15 protein-coding genes and 1 riboswitch are annotated in these 17,046 nt (G+C 69.1%); of the genes, 5 read left to right on the top strand and 10 right to left on the bottom strand.

Annotation, left to right across the window (positions count from 1 at the left end; all coding sequences use genetic code 11):
* Positions 1–6: 6 nt before the first annotated feature.
* The 4 genes from trhA to CSC78_RS17150 form a co-directional block, all read right to left on the bottom strand.
* Positions 7–699: a PAQR family membrane homeostasis protein TrhA gene (trhA, locus tag CSC78_RS17165; RefSeq protein ID WP_162339088.1), complete on the bottom strand. Its 693-nt coding sequence runs from the start codon at positions 697–699 to the stop codon at positions 7–9.
* A gap of 80 nt (positions 700–779) precedes the next feature.
* The gene (locus CSC78_RS17160) at positions 780–2,396 is read right to left on the bottom strand and encodes a peptide chain release factor 3 (RefSeq protein WP_162339087.1); all 1,617 of its coding nucleotides are present in this window, start codon (positions 2,394–2,396) and stop codon (positions 780–782) included.
* A gap of 73 nt (positions 2,397–2,469) precedes the next feature.
* The gene (locus tag CSC78_RS17155) at positions 2,470–3,396 is read right to left on the bottom strand and encodes a peptidoglycan DD-metalloendopeptidase family protein (protein ID WP_238391326.1); all 927 of its coding nucleotides are present in this window, start codon (positions 3,394–3,396) and stop codon (positions 2,470–2,472) included.
* Entirely contained in the window at positions 3,393–4,487 is a 1,095-nt protein-coding gene (locus CSC78_RS17150; protein ID WP_162339086.1) for an NHL repeat-containing protein, read from the bottom strand. Before CSC78_RS17150 ends, CSC78_RS17155 begins: the two co-directional genes overlap by 4 nt.
* 113 nt (positions 4,488–4,600) lie before the next feature.
* Positions 4,601–4,717: riboswitch (SAM riboswitch) on the top strand.
* Positions 4,718–4,806: 89 nt separating this feature from the next.
* Between CSC78_RS17150 and metX the strand changes: the two genes are divergently transcribed.
* The 3 genes from metX to CSC78_RS17135 are packed head-to-tail and all read left to right on the top strand — an operon-like array spanning position 4,807 to position 8,146.
* Complete coding sequence (metX, locus tag CSC78_RS17145; RefSeq protein ID WP_162339085.1) at positions 4,807–5,853, top strand: homoserine O-succinyltransferase MetX; 1,047 nt, start codon at positions 4,807–4,809, stop codon at positions 5,851–5,853.
* The gene (locus tag CSC78_RS17140; RefSeq protein WP_162339084.1) at positions 5,850–7,073 is read left to right on the top strand and encodes an O-succinylhomoserine (thiol)-lyase; all 1,224 of its coding nucleotides are present in this window, start codon (positions 5,850–5,852) and stop codon (positions 7,071–7,073) included. The genes metX and CSC78_RS17140 overlap by 4 nt, the downstream gene beginning before the upstream one ends.
* Complete coding sequence (locus CSC78_RS17135; RefSeq protein WP_162339083.1) at positions 7,070–8,146, top strand: homoserine dehydrogenase family protein; 1,077 nt, start codon at positions 7,070–7,072, stop codon at positions 8,144–8,146. The genes CSC78_RS17140 and CSC78_RS17135 overlap by 4 nt, the downstream gene beginning before the upstream one ends.
* Before the next feature lie 18 nt (positions 8,147–8,164).
* Here the strand turns inward: CSC78_RS17135 and CSC78_RS17130 are convergent, their stop codons facing one another.
* The 4 genes from CSC78_RS17130 to CSC78_RS17115 all read right to left on the bottom strand — a co-directional run bounded on the left by CSC78_RS17130 (position 8,165) and on the right by CSC78_RS17115 (position 14,555).
* A complete protein-coding gene (locus CSC78_RS17130; RefSeq protein WP_162339082.1) occupies positions 8,165–9,169 on the bottom strand; it encodes an alpha/beta fold hydrolase in 1,005 nt (334 codons plus the stop codon).
* A gap of 55 nt (positions 9,170–9,224) precedes the next feature.
* Positions 9,225–12,257 carry a ligand-binding sensor domain-containing diguanylate cyclase gene (locus tag CSC78_RS17125; RefSeq protein ID WP_162339081.1) on the bottom strand — a complete coding sequence of 1,011 codons (3,033 nt, stop codon included), beginning with the start codon at positions 12,255–12,257 and terminating at the stop codon, positions 9,225–9,227.
* A 571-nt stretch (positions 12,258–12,828) separates the two neighbouring features.
* The gene (locus CSC78_RS17120) at positions 12,829–13,167 is read right to left on the bottom strand and encodes a hypothetical protein (protein ID WP_162339080.1); all 339 of its coding nucleotides are present in this window, start codon (positions 13,165–13,167) and stop codon (positions 12,829–12,831) included.
* Between the two features lie 5 nt (positions 13,168–13,172).
* A complete protein-coding gene (locus tag CSC78_RS17115; RefSeq protein ID WP_162339079.1) occupies positions 13,173–14,555 on the bottom strand; it encodes an L-serine ammonia-lyase in 1,383 nt (460 codons plus the stop codon).
* A 76-nt stretch (positions 14,556–14,631) separates the two neighbouring features.
* Between CSC78_RS17115 and CSC78_RS17110 the strand changes: the two genes are divergently transcribed.
* Entirely contained in the window at positions 14,632–14,859 is a 228-nt protein-coding gene (locus tag CSC78_RS17110) for a glutaredoxin family protein (RefSeq protein WP_162339078.1), read from the top strand.
* A gap of 90 nt (positions 14,860–14,949) precedes the next feature.
* Complete coding sequence (locus CSC78_RS17105) at positions 14,950–15,552, top strand: DUF3365 domain-containing protein (protein ID WP_162339077.1); 603 nt, start codon at positions 14,950–14,952, stop codon at positions 15,550–15,552.
* On the opposite strand, the gene CSC78_RS17100 is transcribed toward CSC78_RS17105, so the two are convergent.
* Both CSC78_RS17100 and CSC78_RS17095 read right to left on the bottom strand, forming a co-directional pair.
* On the bottom strand, positions 15,474–16,451 hold the full coding sequence (locus CSC78_RS17100; RefSeq protein ID WP_202924213.1) for an alpha/beta hydrolase: 978 nt from the start codon (positions 16,449–16,451) through the stop codon (positions 15,474–15,476). The two genes, CSC78_RS17105 and CSC78_RS17100, sit on opposite strands and share 79 nt — an antisense overlap.
* A gap of 12 nt (positions 16,452–16,463) precedes the next feature.
* Positions 16,464–17,027 (bottom strand): YceI family protein, encoded by a 564-nt coding sequence (locus CSC78_RS17095; RefSeq protein ID WP_162339075.1) that lies wholly within the window; start codon positions 17,025–17,027, stop codon positions 16,464–16,466.
* Positions 17,028–17,046 lie beyond the last annotated feature (19 nt).

Below are 17,046 nucleotides of genomic sequence, written 5' to 3'. Positions count from 1 at the left end.
CGCGGTTCACGCCAGGCGCGGCGACAGTACCTGCTGGGTGACGGCGACGAAATGGCAGACGCTGCCGACGATGACGAACAGGTGCCAGATCGCGTGCGAGTAGCGGATCGACTCGCGGTGGTAGAAGAAGGTGCCCAGCGTGTAGAACAGCCCGCCTGCCAGCAGCCAACCCAGCGTCCACGGATCGACCGAGGTCAGCAGTGGCTTGATCGCCACGACCACCAGCCAGCCCATCGCGATGTAGAGGATCGTCGACAGCAGCTTGAAGCGGCCGGTATAGAACAGCTTGAAGATGACGCCCGCGATGGCGATCGTCCAGATGGCGATGAACAGACCCCAGCCCCATGGCCCGCGCAGGCCAATCAGGGTGAATGGCGTGTAGGTGCCGGCGATCAGCAGGTAGATGGCGCAGTGGTCGAAGACCTTCAGCCGGCCCTTCGCCACGGGATGCTGGATGGCGTGGTACAGCGTGGACGCGGTGTAGAGCAGCAGCAGGGTGACGCCGAACACGATCGACGCACCCAGCTGCCAGCCATCGCCATGGACCGCGGCCAGGGTGATCAGCACCGCACCGCCGGCCAGCGCGAGGACGGCGCCCAGGCCATGCGTCAGTGCGCTGGCGATCTCGTCGCGCAGGTCGACCAGATGGTCGGCCCGCTTGCGGGCGCGCAGGGTCTGGAAGGGCGTCGGTTCACTCATGGCGTCACGTTACCGCAATGCAGCACGGGTTGCATGGGGGCGGACGTCGATCGTTCGACGCCCGGTTCACGCCCGCGCGCTCAGCCCAGGTCGACGCTGTGCGCATGCTCGCGGGTGGCCAGGAACTGCACGTCCGGCGCGCGTTCCTGCGCCAGTTGCAGGTTCACCCGCGTGGGTGCCAGGTAGACCAGCTCGCCGGCGGCGTCCAGCGCCAGGTTCATCGCGTTCTTGTCGCGGAACTCTTCCAGCTTCCTGGCGTTGTCGCAGCGGATCCAGCGTGCCGTGGCCACGCTGACGTTCTCGAACGAGGCGTCCACGCCGTACTCGTCCTTCAGGCGGTAGGCCACCACGTCGAACTGCAGCACGCCGACCGCGCCGAGGATCAGGTCGTTGCTCATCAGCGGGCGGAAGAACTGGGTCGCGCCTTCCTCCGACAGCTGCGCCAGGCCCTTCTGCAGCTGCTTGAGCTTGAGCGGATCGCGCAGGCGGGCGCGGCGGAACAGTTCCGGCGCGAAGTTGGGGATGCCGGTGAACGACAGCGCCTCGCCCTCTGTGAAGGTGTCGCCGATGGAGATGGTGCCGTGGTTGTGGATGCCGATCACGTCGCCCGGGAACGCCTCTGCGGCGATCTCTCGGTCGCTGGCCATGAAAGTCAGCGCGTTGGCCAGCTTCATCTCCTTGCCGCTGCGCACGTGGAAGGTCTTCATGCCGGCCTCGAAGCGGCCCGAGCACACGCGCATGAACGCCACGCGGTCGCGGTGCTGCGGGTCCATGTTGGCCTGGATCTTGAAGACGAAGCCGGTCAGCTTGTTTTCGTCCGGCTGCACCTCGCGGCCGGTGGTCTCCCGCGCCTGCGGCGACGGCGCATGCTCGACGAAGAAGTCCAGCAGCGGCTGCACGCCGAAGTTGTTGACGCCCGAGCCGAAGAACACCGGCGTCTGCTTGCCGTCCAGGTAGGCCTGCTTGTCGAACGGGTGGCTGGCGCCCTGCACCAGTTCCAGTTCGTCGCGCAGCGCGGACAGCATTTCGCTGCCGATCTTCTCCTCCAGCCCCGGTGCGTCGAGCGACGGGAAGATGGTGGAATCCTGGCGGGTGAAGTTGCGGCCGGGCTCGTAGAGGTGCACTTCGCCGGTCAGCAGGTGCACGACGCCCTTCAGGCGCTGGCCCATGCCGATCGGCCACGTCACCGGTGCGCACTGGATGCCCAGCACGCTTTCCACTTCATCCAGCAGTTCGATCGGGTCCTTGCCCTCGCGGTCCAGCTTGTTGATGAAGGTCATGATGGGCGTGTCGCGCAGGCGACAGACCTCCATCAGCTTGATCGTGCGCTCTTCCACGCCCTTGGCCACGTCGATGACCATCAGTGCGCTGTCCACCGCGGTGAGCACGCGGTAGGTGTCCTCGCCGAAGTCGGCGTGGCCCGGCGTGTCGAGCAGGTTGACGATCTTGCCTTCGTACGGGAACTGCATCACCGACGAGGTGACGGAGATGCCGCGCTCCTTTTCCAGTGCCATCCAGTCGGACGTCGCATGGCGCGCGGCCTTGCGGCCCTTCACCGAGCCGGCCATCTGGATGGCGCCACCGAACAGCAGCAGCTTTTCCGTCAGCGTGGTCTTGCCTGCGTCGGGGTGGGAAATGATGGCGAAGGTGCGGCGACGCGTGGCTTCGTTGGCCACGGCGCTGGTCGGATTGGACATGGGGCGGGCGCCCGGGCGGGCGCTGAAGGAGCGGGAAGGCGGCGATTATACCGGCCGGCGGGCTGCCGCCGGCTCAGCGGCCCGACGGGAACTGCAGCTGGCCCAGCGGGCCGAACATGCGGAACGGCACCGACTCCAGCCGCATGCCGCGGTTGGCCTGCACCACGAAGTGCAGGTGCGGCGCGGTCGAGAAGCCGGTATTGCCGGACAGGCCGATGTACTGCCCCTTGGTGACGTACTGGCCCACGCGCACCTGCACGCCTTCGGCCTTCAGGTGTGCGTACAGGGCCATGCTGCCGTCGCTGTGCAGGATGCGGATGAAGTTGGCTCGGCCACCGTACTTCTCGCGGTTCAGGCCGGCCTTGTCGAAGTCCGACTCCACCTGCATCACCAGGCCCTCGCGGGCGGCGACGATCCGCGTGCCTTCGGGCACTGCGAAATCGACCGCATGCAGGTTCTGCGGGTCGCTGTGGCTGAAGCGCCCGCCCGGCCCCTGGTCCACGCGCACGCGGCCGTAGTCGAACGGCAGGCGGTATTCGTAGTCCTGCGGCCGGCTGGCCGGATCGCCCGGCGTGCCGTCCAGGGTCAGCTCGAAATCGCCGCCGCGCAGCGGGTCGGTCACGTCGATGTCGGCGACCAGCACGCTGCTGCGCGCCGGTACCACGACGCGGGCGGGCAGGCTGGGAGCGCTGCGGACGTCGCGCTGGCGCCGGAAGCCGAGCTGCACTTCCACCGGCCCATGCATCAGGTTGTCGGCCCAGGCCTGGTAGCGCAGTCCCTGCTTCTCCAGCCGCAGCCGCACCAGCGCGCTGGGCGGGTTGCGGAAGCGCATGACGTCCACGCCGCTGCCGGCCAGTTGCTCGGGCGGAGGCGGCTGGTCGCCGTACTGCGTGTAACCCTGCTTGTCCTTCCAGCGGTACAGGCGGGCGGCGTCCGCGTCGCCGAGGCTGCCGACCAGCACGGCGATGCCGCAGGCCAGGGCCACCAGGCGTGCGTTCACCGCGGGCAGTCGCCTTGCAGGTCGAGCGCGCGGGCGATGTCGCGCAGGTCGAAGGCCGCCAGCGATTCGTCGTTGTGCAGCGCGAACAGCGCGCCGGCGGGGAAGCGTCTGGTCGGGACGGCGTAGACGGTCTCGCCGTCGGTATTGGAGGTCACCTTGCCGGAGAACACGCCGGCAGGCGCCAGCGTGGCGCGGTCGAACAGACGGAACCGGGTCGGCATCAGCTGGTCCACCGCGACCCAATAGCCGCTGTCCACGCTGCACGACCACAGGGCGATGCCTTCGGCATCGGCATCGAACGTGGGCAGGCTGTGGCCGTTGTAGGTGCCGGTCGCCAGCCGGTAATCGCGCAGCGTCGAGCCCACGCGACGGTCTTCCTCGGCGATCAGCAGGCGATCGTGCGCGGGATCGCCGGCGATCGACTCGACCATGCGCAACGCGCCGGCCGCGCCGGTGTCGCCGAACTGGCCCAGCAGGCGCGCTTCCAGCTTCCCGCCTTCTTCCACCCGCACGCGGAACCGCTTCACCCGGCCATACAGTTCTTCCATCGGCGGCAGGGTCATGGTGCGGAAGTCGGCCATGAAGCTGTCGGTGACGAACAGCTCCAGCTCGCCCGGGGCGGTCTCATGGACCCACAGGCCATACGGGGAACGCAGCACGTCGGCGCCGAAGGGCCCCAGCGGGGCGAATTCCGGCAGCCGGAACGCCTGCACGCGGTGGTTGTCGCGCTCGGCCACGAACAGCAGGTCGCCGAACACGGCGATCCCGTTGGGGCGGTTGAACTGGCCGACCGCGCTGCCGGGGGCGCCGACCGTGCGCAGTCGTTCCCCGCTGTCGGCGTCGTAGATGGCCAACTGGTGGGCGGCCTTGGCCGTGGCGATCAGCCAGACCTGGCCGTCTTCCGTCGGCCAGGCGGCCAGCGAGTCCAGTTCGTCGCCGGCCACGGGCGTGGACACCCAGGTTTCGGCGATGACGGCGTCGGCCGCGGTCTTCGGCGGCGGCGCGGGAGGGGTGGAGGTATGCAGCGGGGCGGTGGAACAGGCGGCGAGCAAGGCTGCGCACAGGCCGCCCAGGAGGAGATTCCGGATCATGTGAGGAATTATGCGGCATCGCCGCACCGGCCGGCAGGGCGACGCCCGTCAAACTTCATCGCTTCATCCGAATAAAGCGATTGACATCCGCAAAACGGGTGGGCACAGTACGTCCACCATCGAGACCGGCAGAGGGACAGGCCCGAAGAAGCCGGGGCAGCCAGCGACGCGCAAGCGCCGTGGTGGTGCCAAATCCTGCGGGGACCCCAGCGTCTGCCGGAAGATGGTTCGTACCGTGCCCTCGCACGGCGAACGCGAGCTCCGCGAAGCTCGGTGGTGCAGTCCCGTCCCGCTTGGGACACCGCCACCGGATGCCGCCATGAGTTACGCCAGTCCCGCCCTGAACCGCCTGCCCGAGCCCTCGTCGATCGACGGCTTTCCGTTGTCGTCCACGCAGGACGATGGTCCGCGCGCGCTGCGCGGCGAAGTGGTGGTGGAACTGGCGATGCGCCACGCCGGCACACGCGCGGTGACGCTGCGCTACGAACTGCAGGGTCCGGTCGGCGCACCCGTCGTGTTCGTCGCCGGCGGCATTTCCGCGCATCGCCACCTGGCGGGCAGTGACGTGTTTCCCGAGAGCGGCTGGCTGAACGAGTTGGTCGGCGCGGATCGCGCGCTGGATCCGTCGCAGCGCCAGTTGCTCGCCTTCGACTTCATCGGCGCCGACGGCCGCCTCGACGCCCCCATCGACACCGCCGACCAGGCCGACGCCATCGCCAAGCTGCTGTCGGCGCTGGGCATCCCGCGGCTTGAGGCCTTCGTCGGCTATTCCTACGGCGCGCTGGTCGGCCTGCAGTTCGCCGTGCGCCATGCCGAGCGGCTGAAGACACTGGTTGCGGTCAGCGGCGCCCACCGCGCGCATCCCTATGCCGCCGCCTGGCGCGCGCTGCAGCGCCGTGCGGTGACGCTGGGCCAGTTGCAGTGCGCCGATGCGCAGGGCCTGTCGCTGGCGCGCCAGTTCGCCATGCTGAGCTACCGCACGCCGGAGGAATTCGGCGAGCGTTTCGACACCGCACCCGAGATCGTCAACGGCCGCGTGCGCGTGGCCGCCGAGGATTATCTGGACGCCGCTGGCGCGCAGTACGTCGCGCGCACGCCGATCACCGCCTACGTGCGCCTTTCCGAATCCATCGACCTGCATCGTGTCGATCCCGCCGATGTCCGCGTGCCCACGCTGGTGGTCGCGGTGGAAGGCGACCGCCTGGTGCCGCTGTCCGATTCCGTCTCGCTGGTCGAAGGCCTCGCCACGCTGGGCCAGCTGCGCGTGCTGCGCTCGCCCTACGGCCACGACGCCTTCCTGAAAGAAACCGACCGCATCGATTCCATCCTCACCTCGGCCCTGCGCGCCGCCGGAGACCTCGCATGAGCAGCTACATCCCCACCGACGCCGACGCGCCCTGTCGTCCCGCCACCGCCGCCGTCCGTGCCGGTATCGACCGCGACACCGCCTACGGCGCGGTGACGCCGCCGATCGTGCTGTCGTCGAACTTCAGCTTCGCCGGCTTCGCGCAGAAGCGCGAGTACGACTACACCCGCAGCGGCAATCCCACGCGCGACCTGCTGGCCGACGCGCTGGCCGAACTGGAAGGCGGCGCCGGCGCCGTCATCACCGCGACCGGCATGGGCGCGATCACGCTGGTGTTGAACGCGCTGCTGGAGCCGGGCGACCGCCTGGTGGTGCCGCACGACGCGTACGGCGGCAGCTGGCGCCTGTTCAATGCGCTGGCGAAGAAGGGCCACTTCGAGCTGATCACCGCCGACCTGACCGATCCGCGCTCGCTGGCCGACGCGCTGGCGCAGTCGCCGACGCTGGTGCTGATCGAAACGCCGTCCAACCCGCTGCTGCGCATCACCGACCTGCGTTTCGTCATCGACGCCGCGCACAAGGCCGGCGCGCGCACGGTGGTGGACAACACCTTCCTGTCGCCCGCGCTGCAGACGCCGATCGCGTTCGGCGCGGACATCGTGCTGCACTCCACCACCAAGTACATCAATGGCCACAGCGACGTGGTCGGCGGCGCGGTGATCGCGCGCGACGAGGAAACGCACCAGCAGCTGGTGTGGTGGGCGAATGCGCTGGGCCTGACGGGCTCGCCGTTCGACAGTTTCCTGACCCTGCGCGGCCTGCGCACGCTGGACGCGCGCCTGCGCGCGCACCAGGAGAACGCCACCGCCATCGCCGCGCTGCTGGATGCGCACCCGGTGGTGTCGAAGGTCTATTTCCCCGGTCTCGCGTCGCATCCCGGCCATGCCGTCGCGGCGCGCCAGCAGAAGGGCTTCGGCGCCATGCTGAGCGTCGAACTGGAAGGTGGCGAGGAAGCGGTGCGTGCGTTCGTCGAAGGCCTGCGCTACTTCACCCTGGCCGAGTCGCTGGGCGGCGTGGAAAGCCTGGTCGCGCACCCGGCCACCATGACGCATGCCGCGATGACGCCCGAGGCGCGCGCCAAGGCCGGTATCTCCGACGGCCTGCTGCGCCTGTCGGTCGGCATCGAAGCGACCGACGATCTGCTGGCCGACCTCACCGCCGCGCTGGCGCGCGCCGAAGCCGTCGCCGCCGAGTCCAAACGCAAACTCGCCGACGCATGAGCACCGTCGTCCGGCTCGCGACCGCGTCGCGCACCGCGCCGAAGCTGGCGCTGCTCGGCACCGGCGTGGTGGGCAGTGCGTTCGTCGCGCGTTACCAGCGTCTGCAGGATCGCGCGCTGCCGTTGCCAGCGCTGGCGTGGCTGGCCAATTCGCGCGCGCTGCACGCCTGTGAGGGCGCTGCGCAGCAGGCGCTGGACAACGCCAGGCTGGCCACTGCCGGTAACGACGCAGTACCGCCGTGGGCCGAAGGTGAGGCGCTGCGGGCCGGCGACATCGTGGTCGATGCGACCGCGAGCGACAGCGTCGCCGACCGGCACGCGGAATGGCTGTCGCGCGGCGTGCACGTGGTGACGGCGAACAAGCTCGGTATCGGCGGTGCGCTGGCCCGCGCACAGGCGATCGGCCGCGCGCGTACAGAGTCCGGCGCCCGTTACGGCGATGCCGCCACCGTCGGCGCCGGCCTGCCGCTGTTGCGCAGCCTGCGCGCCCTCGTCGCCGGCGGCGACCGCATCCATCGCGTCGAAGGGGTGCTGTCGGGATCGCTGGCGTGGCTGTTCAACCACTACGACGGCATGCGCGCGTTTTCCGGCTTCGTCCGCCAGGCACGGCAGGGCGGCTACACCGAACCCGATCCGCGCGTGGACCTGTCCGGCGAGGACGTGCGCCGCAAGCTGCTGATCCTGGCGCGCGCCGCCGGCCTGCCGTTGCAGTCCGAGGATGTGCGCGTGGACTCGCTGGTGCCGGCGGACCTGGCCGCGCTGCCGCTGTCCGATCTGGACAGTGCGCTCGTCCATCTCGATGCGCCGCTCGCCGCGCGTTTCAAGGACGCCTACCGCAACGGCGCGCGCCTGCGATTCCTCGGTCGCTTCGATGCCGAACGCGCGAGCGTGGGCCTGCAGGCACTGCCGCTGGACCACCCGCTCTGCGGCGGTGGCGGCACCGACAACCGCGTCGCCATCTACAGCGACCGCTATCCCGAGCAGCCGCTGGTTGTGCAGGGACCCGGTGCGGGCGCCGAAGTCACCGCCGCCGCATTGCTGGACGACGTGCTGGCGATCAGCGGGCGCGCGTAGCGCCCACCTTCCGCCGCCTCAGCGCAAGGCGTCGAGCAAGGCGGTATTGAAGCGCGCCGGATCCTCGACCTGCGGTGAGTGGCCAAGCTCTGCGAACTCCACCAGGGTCGCGCCGGGAATCGCCGCGGCCGCGCGCCTGCCCAGCGCCGGGTAGTCGCCGAGCCGCTTCGCCACCGCCGGCGGCGCCAGATCCTTGCCGATGGCGGTGCGGTCCTTCTGGCCGATGAACAACGTGGTCGGTACCGCGATGCGGGGCAACTCGTACACGACGGGCTGGTTGAACACCATGTCCGAGGTCAGCGCCTGGCTCCAGGCGACGGCCTCGCGTCCGTCGCCGGCGTACATGCCGCCCAGCATCCGTACCCAGCGTTCGTACGCCGGCTTCCAGTCGCCGCTGTAGTACACGGTGCGCTGGTAGTCGCGGATGCTGTCGAAGGAGGTCTTCATTTCGCGCGCGTTCCAGGCGTCGATGCTCCGCCACGGCACGCCTGCGGCCTTCCAATCCTCCAGTCCGATGGGATTGACCAGCACCAGCCGCTCGGTCGCCTCCGGATACTGCAGCGCATAGCGTGCGGCGAGCATGCCACCCATGGAGTGGCCCACGATCACCGCGCGCTGGATGCCGAGCCTGTCGAGCAGGTCGTGCGTGTTGGCCGCCAGCTGGCCGAACGAGTACTGGTAGCGCGGCGGCTTGCTCGATTTGCAGAAGCCGACCTGGTCCGGCGCGATCACGCGGTAGCCGGCGCCCGCCAGCGCCGCGATCGCGGATTCCCAGGTGGCCGCGCAGAAGTTCTTGCCGTGCAGCAGCACCACGGTGCGGCCGTTGGGCATCGTGGGCGCCACATCCAGGTAGGCCATTTCCAGCGCCTGCGCCTGCGAATCGAAGGCGAAGGTCTTCACCGGATAGGGATAGTCGAAGCCTTCCAGGCGGGCGCCGTAGGTGGGCAGCGGTTCGGCCCGTGCGATGGCGCTGGAAGCGAGCAGGATGGCGAGCGCGGCCGGCGCCGATCGTGGATTCTTCATGCAGCGGTCTCTGCGACGGGGCAGGCCAGCGTATCGCGGACGCGTTGCGTGGACGTCAATCCTGGGGTGCGGAGGGCGACGTTGTCGTGGCCGGATGATGCGGGCCCCGCAGCGCCAGATGGCCGCTGCGCACCAGTTCGCCGGGGTCGCGTCGTACCTGGTCGGCATCGACGGCGGGGAGCGCCAGTGGCGTCGCCTCGTACAACGCCCAGCCGTTGCGGCCATGCGCCTTCACTTCGTAGAGCGCGCGATCCGCGAGCGAGACCAGTTGCTCCCACCCCAGCAGGTCAGGAGCGCTGGGGAACGGCGGATAGCCGATCAGTCCCAGCGATGCGGTCACCTGCAGCTGCGTGCCGGTGACGTCGACCGGTTCCGCGGCGATCGCCGTGCAGATGCGCCGACCCAGCGCATGCAGCTCGTGGCGCGGCATGGGCCGGAACACCATCAGGAATTCCTCGCCGCCCCACCGGATCACGTAGTCGCCATCGCGCGAGAGCGTGCGCAGCCGGTGCGCGACGGTCTGCAGCACGTGGTCGCCGGCCTGGTGGCCGTGGCCGTCGTTGATCGACTTGAAGTGGTCGATGTCGAGCAGCGCGAACGCGAGCACGTCCACGCCGGCGGCGAAGCCGGGCATGCGCTGGTAGTAGGCGATGTCGGCGGGCAGCTGGCGGGTCAGGTAGCGGCGGTTGTGCAGGCCGGTCAGCGGATCGGTGAGGCTGATGGCTTCCAACTGCCGGTTGGCCTGCTGCAGGTCGCGGGTGCGCTGTTCCACCAGCCGCTCCAGGGCGACGCGACGGTTGTGGTGGCGGCGCAGCACCCACCGGTTGGACAGCAGCACCAGGACCGCCAGCGCGAACGCCAGCAGCAGGTAGAACCACGGGCTCTCGTAAAAGTACGGTGCGATGGCGAACGCCTGCGTGGCGGCCGCACGTCCGGAGACGCCGCTGTTGTTGGTGCCGAGCACCTCGAACACGTAGCGTCCCGCGGGCAGGTTGGTGTAGGTGGCGCTGCGCTGGTGCGGGTCGTCCAGCAGCTTCCACTCGTCGTCGTAGCCCTTGAGTCGGTAGCGGATGTCGATGTGGTCCGACGCCTGGAAGCTGAGCGTGGTGAACTCGAAGCGCAGGTCGCGCGCGGCGCTCGGCAGCGACCATTCCGTCGCGCGCTCGGCCGGCCGCCACTGGCCCTGCACCTGGACGCGTTCGACCACCGACTCGGGCAGGTAGTCGTTGGACAGGGACTGATCGGTCGCCATCACCACCACGCCATCGCGGGTCGGCAGCCACAGCGCGTTGTCGGCCAGGAAGCCGCGGCTGTTGCCGGCGCCGTTGCAGCAGTCGCCCTTCTGCCCACCATGGCGGTCGCCGCGCTCGTTGAGCAGGGTCCGCGCGTTCACGCGCCGGGCAGGATCGTCGGCGGCGTCGAGCAGCTCGGCCACCGGCACCCGGTAGATGCCGCGCAGACCGGCTGTCCACAGGAAGCCGCCGGGGTCCTCGGCGAAGAAGAAGGGCGCGTTTGCCGGGATGCCGCGCGACTTGTCCAGGCGCGTCCAGCGATGGCCGTCGAACAGCAGCATCAGTTCTTCCGACAGCGCGCCGGCCAGCCACTGGCCGCCGGCGAGCTCGTACAGGGACACGATGTGCGGCGCGTCCAGGCCGGTACCGGTCAACGGAACCTGGACCAGGTGTTCATCGACGAATTCGTACAGACCGCTCTGCGTACCCACCAGCAGGCGCCCGTCGCGCGTTTCCATCAGCACGCGCACGCGGATGTCGCGCAGGCCCTCCCGTTCGCCGTAGTGGCGCGCGCGCTCGTCGCCTTCCCGCCAGCGGTAGAGGCCATTGCTGGTGGCGAACCACAGCCGTCCCTGTCGATCGCGGATGATGCCGTTCACCTGCGCGGCATCGAGCGCCGCCAGCGCCCGCGGCCGCTGCACGCGACCGTCGCGGTACACGGCGGCGCCGTCGCGCGTGCCGATCCAGGTCTGTCCGTTCTCGGGCAGCAGGCTGTAGGCGGCGGGGTGCGGCAGGTCGCGTCCCGCGATCAGGGAGCGGAACCGGCCGCCTTCCAGCACGCTGACACCGTCGTCGCTGCCCACCCACACGCGTCCGTCGGGCGCCTGCGCGACAGACCACAGCAGGGGTTGCTGCAATCCCTCGGCGCGGCTGTAGCGCCGCGTCCAGCCGTTCCACGCGCGGCTGACGCCTTCGTTGTTGCTGCCCAGCCACAGGTTCGACTCGCGGTCTTCGTAGAAGGCACGGATTTCCGCGAGCGGTCCGTCGGCGGCGATCCGTTCCAGCAGCCGACCGTTCTGCAGCCGGTACACGGTGTCGCGGGTGCTCACCCACAGGATGCCGTCGCGGTCCTCGTGCAGCGTCTGCACCCCACCGCTGACGGCGACGACATTACGGTCGCGCTGCCAGTGCTGGCCATCGAGGACGAACAGGCCGGCATCGCAGCCGGCCCACAGGCGGCCGTCGTGGCGCGCCAGCGAGGTGACCGTCGCCAGCGATGCGCCGGCGGGCAGCTTGAGGACGCGCTCGCCGGTGCCGTCGAAGGCGTGCACGCGGCCACGGCCACCGGCCCATAGCGTGCCGTCGTCGTCGGCGTGCAGGGACAGCGCGCCGTCGTCGATCGGATGCAGCGTCCTCAGGCGGTCGGCCACGACCACCATGACGCCCCGATGGGTGGCCACCAGCAAGCGCCCGCGGACGTCGCGCGTCAGCGCCCGCACGTCGACGACGCCGGCCGCCTCGTCCGCGGCGAGCGGGATGGCCTTGATGCGGTTGCCGTCGCGGACCGCCAGTCCCTGCGGCGTGCCGATCCACAGGCGACCTTCGCGGTCGGTGTGCAGGGCCTGGATCCAGGTGCTGGGCAGTTCTGGCGTGTTGTCGAGGTCGAAGTTGGTGAAGCGCACGCCATCGAAGCGGCTCAGGCCGGCCTGCGTACCGAACCAGAGGTAGCCGGGCCGGTCCTGGGCGATGGCGAGCACACTCAGCTGGGGCAAGCCCTGTTCGAGGCTCCAGTGGTTGCGCACGTAGTGGTGGAAGGACTTGGAGGGGTCCAGCGCGTGCGCCGTCGGGCAAAGCATGGCCATCCCGCCCAGCAGGGGCAGGCACCAGGCCGCCAGTCGGCGCCGCCACCAGGGCGTGCCGCAGCGGGTCTTGTCGACGGGGTCGGACAGGACGCGTCTCCGGTAAGTCGGTTTACCAAGAAGGGTATCGGCGCGGGGCCGCAGGCCTAAAGGGTGGAAGGATCGGGCCCGGAGTGTGGTCGTACCGTGGACATTGAAACCTGGAGCCAGCCCGTAGCCCGGGTAAGGCCGGAGGCCGCACCCGGGAGTACGTCAGTGTGTCGGGTCCCGGGTGCGCTTCGCTTACCCGGGCTACTCTGGCTCCGCGAAACCACCCCGGAATGGTGCATGCGCAGGGCATCGAAATACGGTGGCAAGACGATTTGCGTCGGCCGCGAGGCGGGCTCGGCAGGTCGCCAATACGCATTGCACCGTGCGTGACCTCAAAAGGTGGGTCGACGAGGCAATTTTCCTCGGCATCGAGTTCCGTAGCCCGGGTAAGGCCAACGGCCGCACCCGGGGAGTGCGTCAGTGTGTCGGTTCCCGGGTGCGCTTCGCTTACCCGGGCTACGGGAACTTACCCGGGAGACTACGATTGGAAGGACGCCTGACTCGCGCTTGCGAGATGGACGCGGACGTCGGAAAGATCTGTGAAGTAAGGATTGCGGTCCATCTGCAGAATGCGAGCCAGCACTTCTTCCAGTGAGGGCAGGCTGCTCGCTGGAACCAACTGATAGGTGCCGCTGCAGATCGTGTGCCTACCGCGATGGTTGGGAACGACGAAGTCGGCGACAAGAGCGCTACCGTTTTCGTTCCAGAAGAGCCAGCTGCCATCTTCCACATCGATACCTTCGCAATATGCGATGGCGTCTTCCAACGACGGGAATACGAAAAGCGTGCCCTCATCTGTGGCGGCAGCAAAGATCATCTTTCCTAGCACTCGATAACATTCACCGCCAACCCACCCCGACTGGTCTCCTTGTACTTGTCCTGCATGTCGCGACCGGTGTCGCGCATGGTCTTGATTACCTTGTCCAGGCTGACCTTGTGCTTGCCGTCGCCGCGCATCGCCATGCGGCTGGCGTTGATCGCCTTCACCGCGCCCATCGCGTTGCGCTCGATGCACGGGATCTGCACCAGGCCGCCGATCGGGTCGCAGGTCAGGCCCAGGTTGTGTTCCATGCCGATCTCGGCGGCGTTCTCGATCTGGCTTGGGCTGCCGCCCAGGGCCGCAACCAGGCCACCGGCAGCCATCGAGCAGGCCACGCCCACTTCACCCTGGCAACCGACTTCGGCGCCGCTGATGCTGGCGTTCTCCTTGTAGAGGATGCCGATGGCCGCCGCCGTGAGCAGGAAGTCGAACACCCGCTGCTCGTTGTTGCCGGGGCAGAAGCGGTCGTAGTAGTGCAGCACCGCCGGGATGATGCCGGCCGCCCCGTTGGTGGGCGCGGTGACCACGCGACCGCCGGCGGCGTTCTCCTCGTTCACCGCCAGCGCGTACAGGTTGACCCAGTCCAGCACCGTCAGCGGGTCGCGCATCGCGGCTTCCGGCTTGCTGGACAGTTCGCGGTGCAGTGTCGGGGCGCGGCGGGAGACGTGCAGGCCGCCTGGCAGGGTGCCTTCCTCGCGGATGCCGCGCGCCATGCACGACTGCATGGCGTTCCAGATCGCGCGCAGGCCGTCGCGGATCTCGTCCTCGCTGCGCCAGGCCTTCTCGTTCTCGAACATCAACGCGGCGATGCTCAGGCCGCTGCGCTGGCACTGCGCCAGCAACTCGTCGCCGCTCTTGAACGGGTAGGGAAGCGGGGTCTCGTCGGCGACGATGCGGTCCACGGCCGCATCGTCCTGGTTGACCACGAAGCCGCCGCCGACCGAGTAGTAGTCGCGCGTAGCGATGACCTCGTCGTTGGCGTCGTAGGCGGTGAAGCGCATGCCGTTGGTGTGGTACGGCAGCTTCTGCCGCTTGTTCATCAGCAGGTCGCGCTTCTCGTCGAAGGCGAGCGCATGCGTGCCGCCGAGCAGGATGCGCTTGTCCTGGCGGATGCGCTCCAGCGCCGGCGGAATGATGTCCGGGTCGATCTCGTTGGGATAATGGCCTTCCAGCCCCATCAGCACGGCCTTGTCGGTGCCGTGGCCGCGACCGGTCAGCGCCAGCGAGCCGAACACCTCGGCGCGGATGCGCGCCACGTCCTGCAGCCGGCCGGCATCGACCAGCCAGCGGCCCACGAAGCGCGCCGCCGCCCGCATCGGCCCCACCGTATGCGAGGAGCTCGGACCGATGCCGATCTTGAACAGGTCGAACGTACTGACTGCCATGCTGCAAAAACCGCCGTCGAAAAAGGCCGCTATTCTAAGCACGTAGACGCCGGACGCCCTTCATCCCTCAATTGCGATGCCCCTGACCCTCTACCAGCGCGACGACTGCCACCTGTGCGACCTGGCGCTCGACATCCTCGCGCACGCCCGCATTCCCGAGTTCGAAAGCGTTTTCATCGACGGAGACGATGCGCTTGAAGCGCGTTACGGCATCCGCATCCCTGTGCTGCATCGCAGCGACACCGGTGCGGAGCTGGACTGGCCGTTCGATGCGGGGGCGGTGACGGCGTTCCTGCACCGGTAAGGCTGTCCGTCGACGGAACGGGCGGACGATGGCGCGCCTGTCCCCGGCACGGCCGCGCTAGGCTTGGCCCCTCCAGTCGAGGGGATTCCGATGGCATCGATGCGCGGCGTGTGGCTGATGGTCGTGATCGCGGGTGCCTGCGCGCCACTCGCGATCGCGGGGGCTGTCCACGACGATGATCCGGCGCTACGGCGGATGCATGGCGAGTTCGTCGATGCCTTCGTGGACAGCCGGGGCTTCGGCAGAATGCGTGTCACGCCGATGATGGCGCGCATGCGCGACGCCGCGTTCAATGCGGTCGACGAGCACGGGCGCTGCGTGGTCGACGTGGAACTGGTCGGTGTCGCCCGGCACGATCCGCCGGTGGTCCACGCCGCCAGCTTCATGGGCTTCCAGCACCCGGATGGCGACCCCGGACTGCGCGCATCGCCTGCCTCCACGCGCGGCCTGCAACCGTGGGAACGCGAGGCGCTGGCGGCGTTGCAGGCGGGCAAGGAAATCGTCGTGCGGAACACGCCGCGCGGCGAACGTGCGATGGGCGCGATCCGTGCGCGCCCGGCCTGCCTGTCATGCCATGAGGACCATCGCGAGGGCGACGTGCTGGGCGCCCTGGGTTATGGGCTGGGACGGCTTACCATCCCCTCGCAGTCGGCATCGCCTTCCTGCCAGCCGGAGCGCGTCACGTCCTCGTGAGCGGGGTGTTGTTGGCCGCGACACCGCGAGGAATCGGCCAGATGTCGATCCAGGAAGCCGATCACGTGATGCGCATAACCGGCGGGAGCGTGCGCCAGGAAATCCACGTGCGCGGCATCCGGCAGCAGCCAGAATGATTTCGGCGCGCGTGCGCGCTCGTACATCGCACGCGACTCGGCCGGCAGCGTATGCCGGTCCTGTCCGCCCGCGACCACCAGCACCGGCGCGCCGAGACCGGCGATGCGGTCGATGGGGGAAAGTTGGCGCACAGGAATGCCGAGCCGCAGCTCGGCCTGCATCGCCAGCAGCGGCGAGAGCGCGGCGGCGGTGTCGCCCAGCCGCATGGCGATGCGGTTGTGGATGGCCTGACGCGCGTCGGAATACACGGCTTCCAGCACCACCGCGTCGAAGCCGCTGGGCTGTGGTCCGAGCAACACTGACGCGCCGCCCAGCGATAAACCGATGACGGCGCGCTTCTCGCCGGGACGTTGTTCACGCATCCAGTCGCGGGCGGCCGTTACGGCGGCGGCTTCGCGCCATCCCAGCGTGATCGCGTCGCCCGGACTTTCACCATGCGCGGGCAGGTCGACCAGCAAGACGGCGTATCCATGCTGCGACAGCAGCCTGGCGCGGCCCAGCATCGCGCGACGGTCCGAGCGGATGCCATGCAACAGCAGCACGCTGGCATGCCCCGGCGTCCCTTCGAGCCACCAACCGGCCACCGGCGTGGCATGAGGGACTGCGATCCGCACCTCGCGTGCGTCGAGATCCGCAGGTGGCGGTCCGACCACCGCAGGACGTGGCGCAACCAGCGTGCCACCCAGCCACAACAGACCGGCGGCACCGGCTGCGCACAGCAGCAGGACGGCGACGCCGAGACGAATCAGCAGGCGTCGCACGCGCATCCGGCGTTACTTGGCCGGTTTAAACACGACCTTGGTGCTGATCGCGACGTCATTCGGAATGGTCGACGTATCGGCCCAGTCGCCGCCGCCGACGCCGAAGTCCAGGCGCTTCACCGTCGCCTTGCCGGCGAGCACGGGCTGCGCGCCCGGCGTCCAGGTGAAGGTCAGCGTCACCGGCTTGCTGACGCCGCGCAGCGACAGCGTGCCGTCGGCGGCGTACTGGTTGCCGCCCAGCGAACGGAACTTGGTCGCCGTGTAGCGCGCCTGCGCGAACTTGGCCACGTTGAAGAAGTCGGCCGACACCAGCGTGCCGTCGCGGTCGCCGTTGCCGGTCTGCGTGCCGGCCAGCTGGATGGCGACGTCGAGCTTGCTGGTGGCGAGATTCGCCGGATCGAAGCTCAGCGTGGTGGTGAAGCCGCCGAACTTGCCGGTGAAGGTTTCGCCCTGGTAATTGCTGGCGAACACCAGGGTCGAACCCGGCGCCTGCACGTAATCGGCGGCGGTAGCCTGGCCGGCGACGGCCAGCAGCAGGGAAGCGAGCGCCAGGCGCACGCGGTCAGGGGTTTTCATCGGGGGAATCCTGCGGGGT

Origin of the sequence: Pseudoxanthomonas japonensis, from assembly GCF_010093445.1 — a bacterium.
Lineage (GTDB): Bacteria > Pseudomonadota > Gammaproteobacteria > Xanthomonadales > Xanthomonadaceae > Pseudoxanthomonas_A > Pseudoxanthomonas_A japonensis.
Note: the sequence above shows the minus strand (reverse complement) of the source record. Positions and strands in the feature narration are given on the sequence as shown.

Bases quoted from the DNA above. Each gene is read 5' to 3' on its own strand.
- trhA (WP_162339088.1), bottom strand. From the start codon at position 699: ATGAGTGAACCGACGCCCTTCCAGACCCTGCGCGCCCGCAAGCGGGCC.
- CSC78_RS17160 (WP_162339087.1), bottom strand. From the start codon at position 2,396: ATGTCCAATCCGACCAGCGCCGTGGCCAACGAAGCCACGCGTCGCCGC.
- CSC78_RS17150 (WP_162339086.1), bottom strand. From the start codon at position 4,487: ATGATCCGGAATCTCCTCCTGGGCGGCCTGTGCGCAGCCTTGCTCGCC.
- metX (WP_162339085.1), top strand. From the start codon at position 4,807: ATGAGTTACGCCAGTCCCGCCCTGAACCGCCTGCCCGAGCCCTCGTCG.
- CSC78_RS17140 (WP_162339084.1), top strand. From the start codon at position 5,850: ATGAGCAGCTACATCCCCACCGACGCCGACGCGCCCTGTCGTCCCGCC.
- CSC78_RS17135 (WP_162339083.1), top strand. From the start codon at position 7,070: ATGAGCACCGTCGTCCGGCTCGCGACCGCGTCGCGCACCGCGCCGAAG.
- CSC78_RS17130 (WP_162339082.1), bottom strand. From the start codon at position 9,169: ATGAAGAATCCACGATCGGCGCCGGCCGCGCTCGCCATCCTGCTCGCT.
- CSC78_RS17125 (WP_162339081.1), bottom strand. From the start codon at position 12,257: ATGCTTTGCCCGACGGCGCACGCGCTGGACCCCTCCAAGTCCTTCCAC.
- CSC78_RS17120 (WP_162339080.1), bottom strand. From the start codon at position 13,167: ATGATCTTTGCTGCCGCCACAGATGAGGGCACGCTTTTCGTATTCCCG.
- CSC78_RS17115 (WP_162339079.1), bottom strand. From the start codon at position 14,555: ATGGCAGTCAGTACGTTCGACCTGTTCAAGATCGGCATCGGTCCGAGC.
- CSC78_RS17110 (WP_162339078.1), top strand. From the start codon at position 14,632: ATGCCCCTGACCCTCTACCAGCGCGACGACTGCCACCTGTGCGACCTG.
- CSC78_RS17105 (WP_162339077.1), top strand. From the start codon at position 14,950: ATGGCATCGATGCGCGGCGTGTGGCTGATGGTCGTGATCGCGGGTGCC.
- CSC78_RS17095 (WP_162339075.1), bottom strand. From the start codon at position 17,027: ATGAAAACCCCTGACCGCGTGCGCCTGGCGCTCGCTTCCCTGCTGCTG.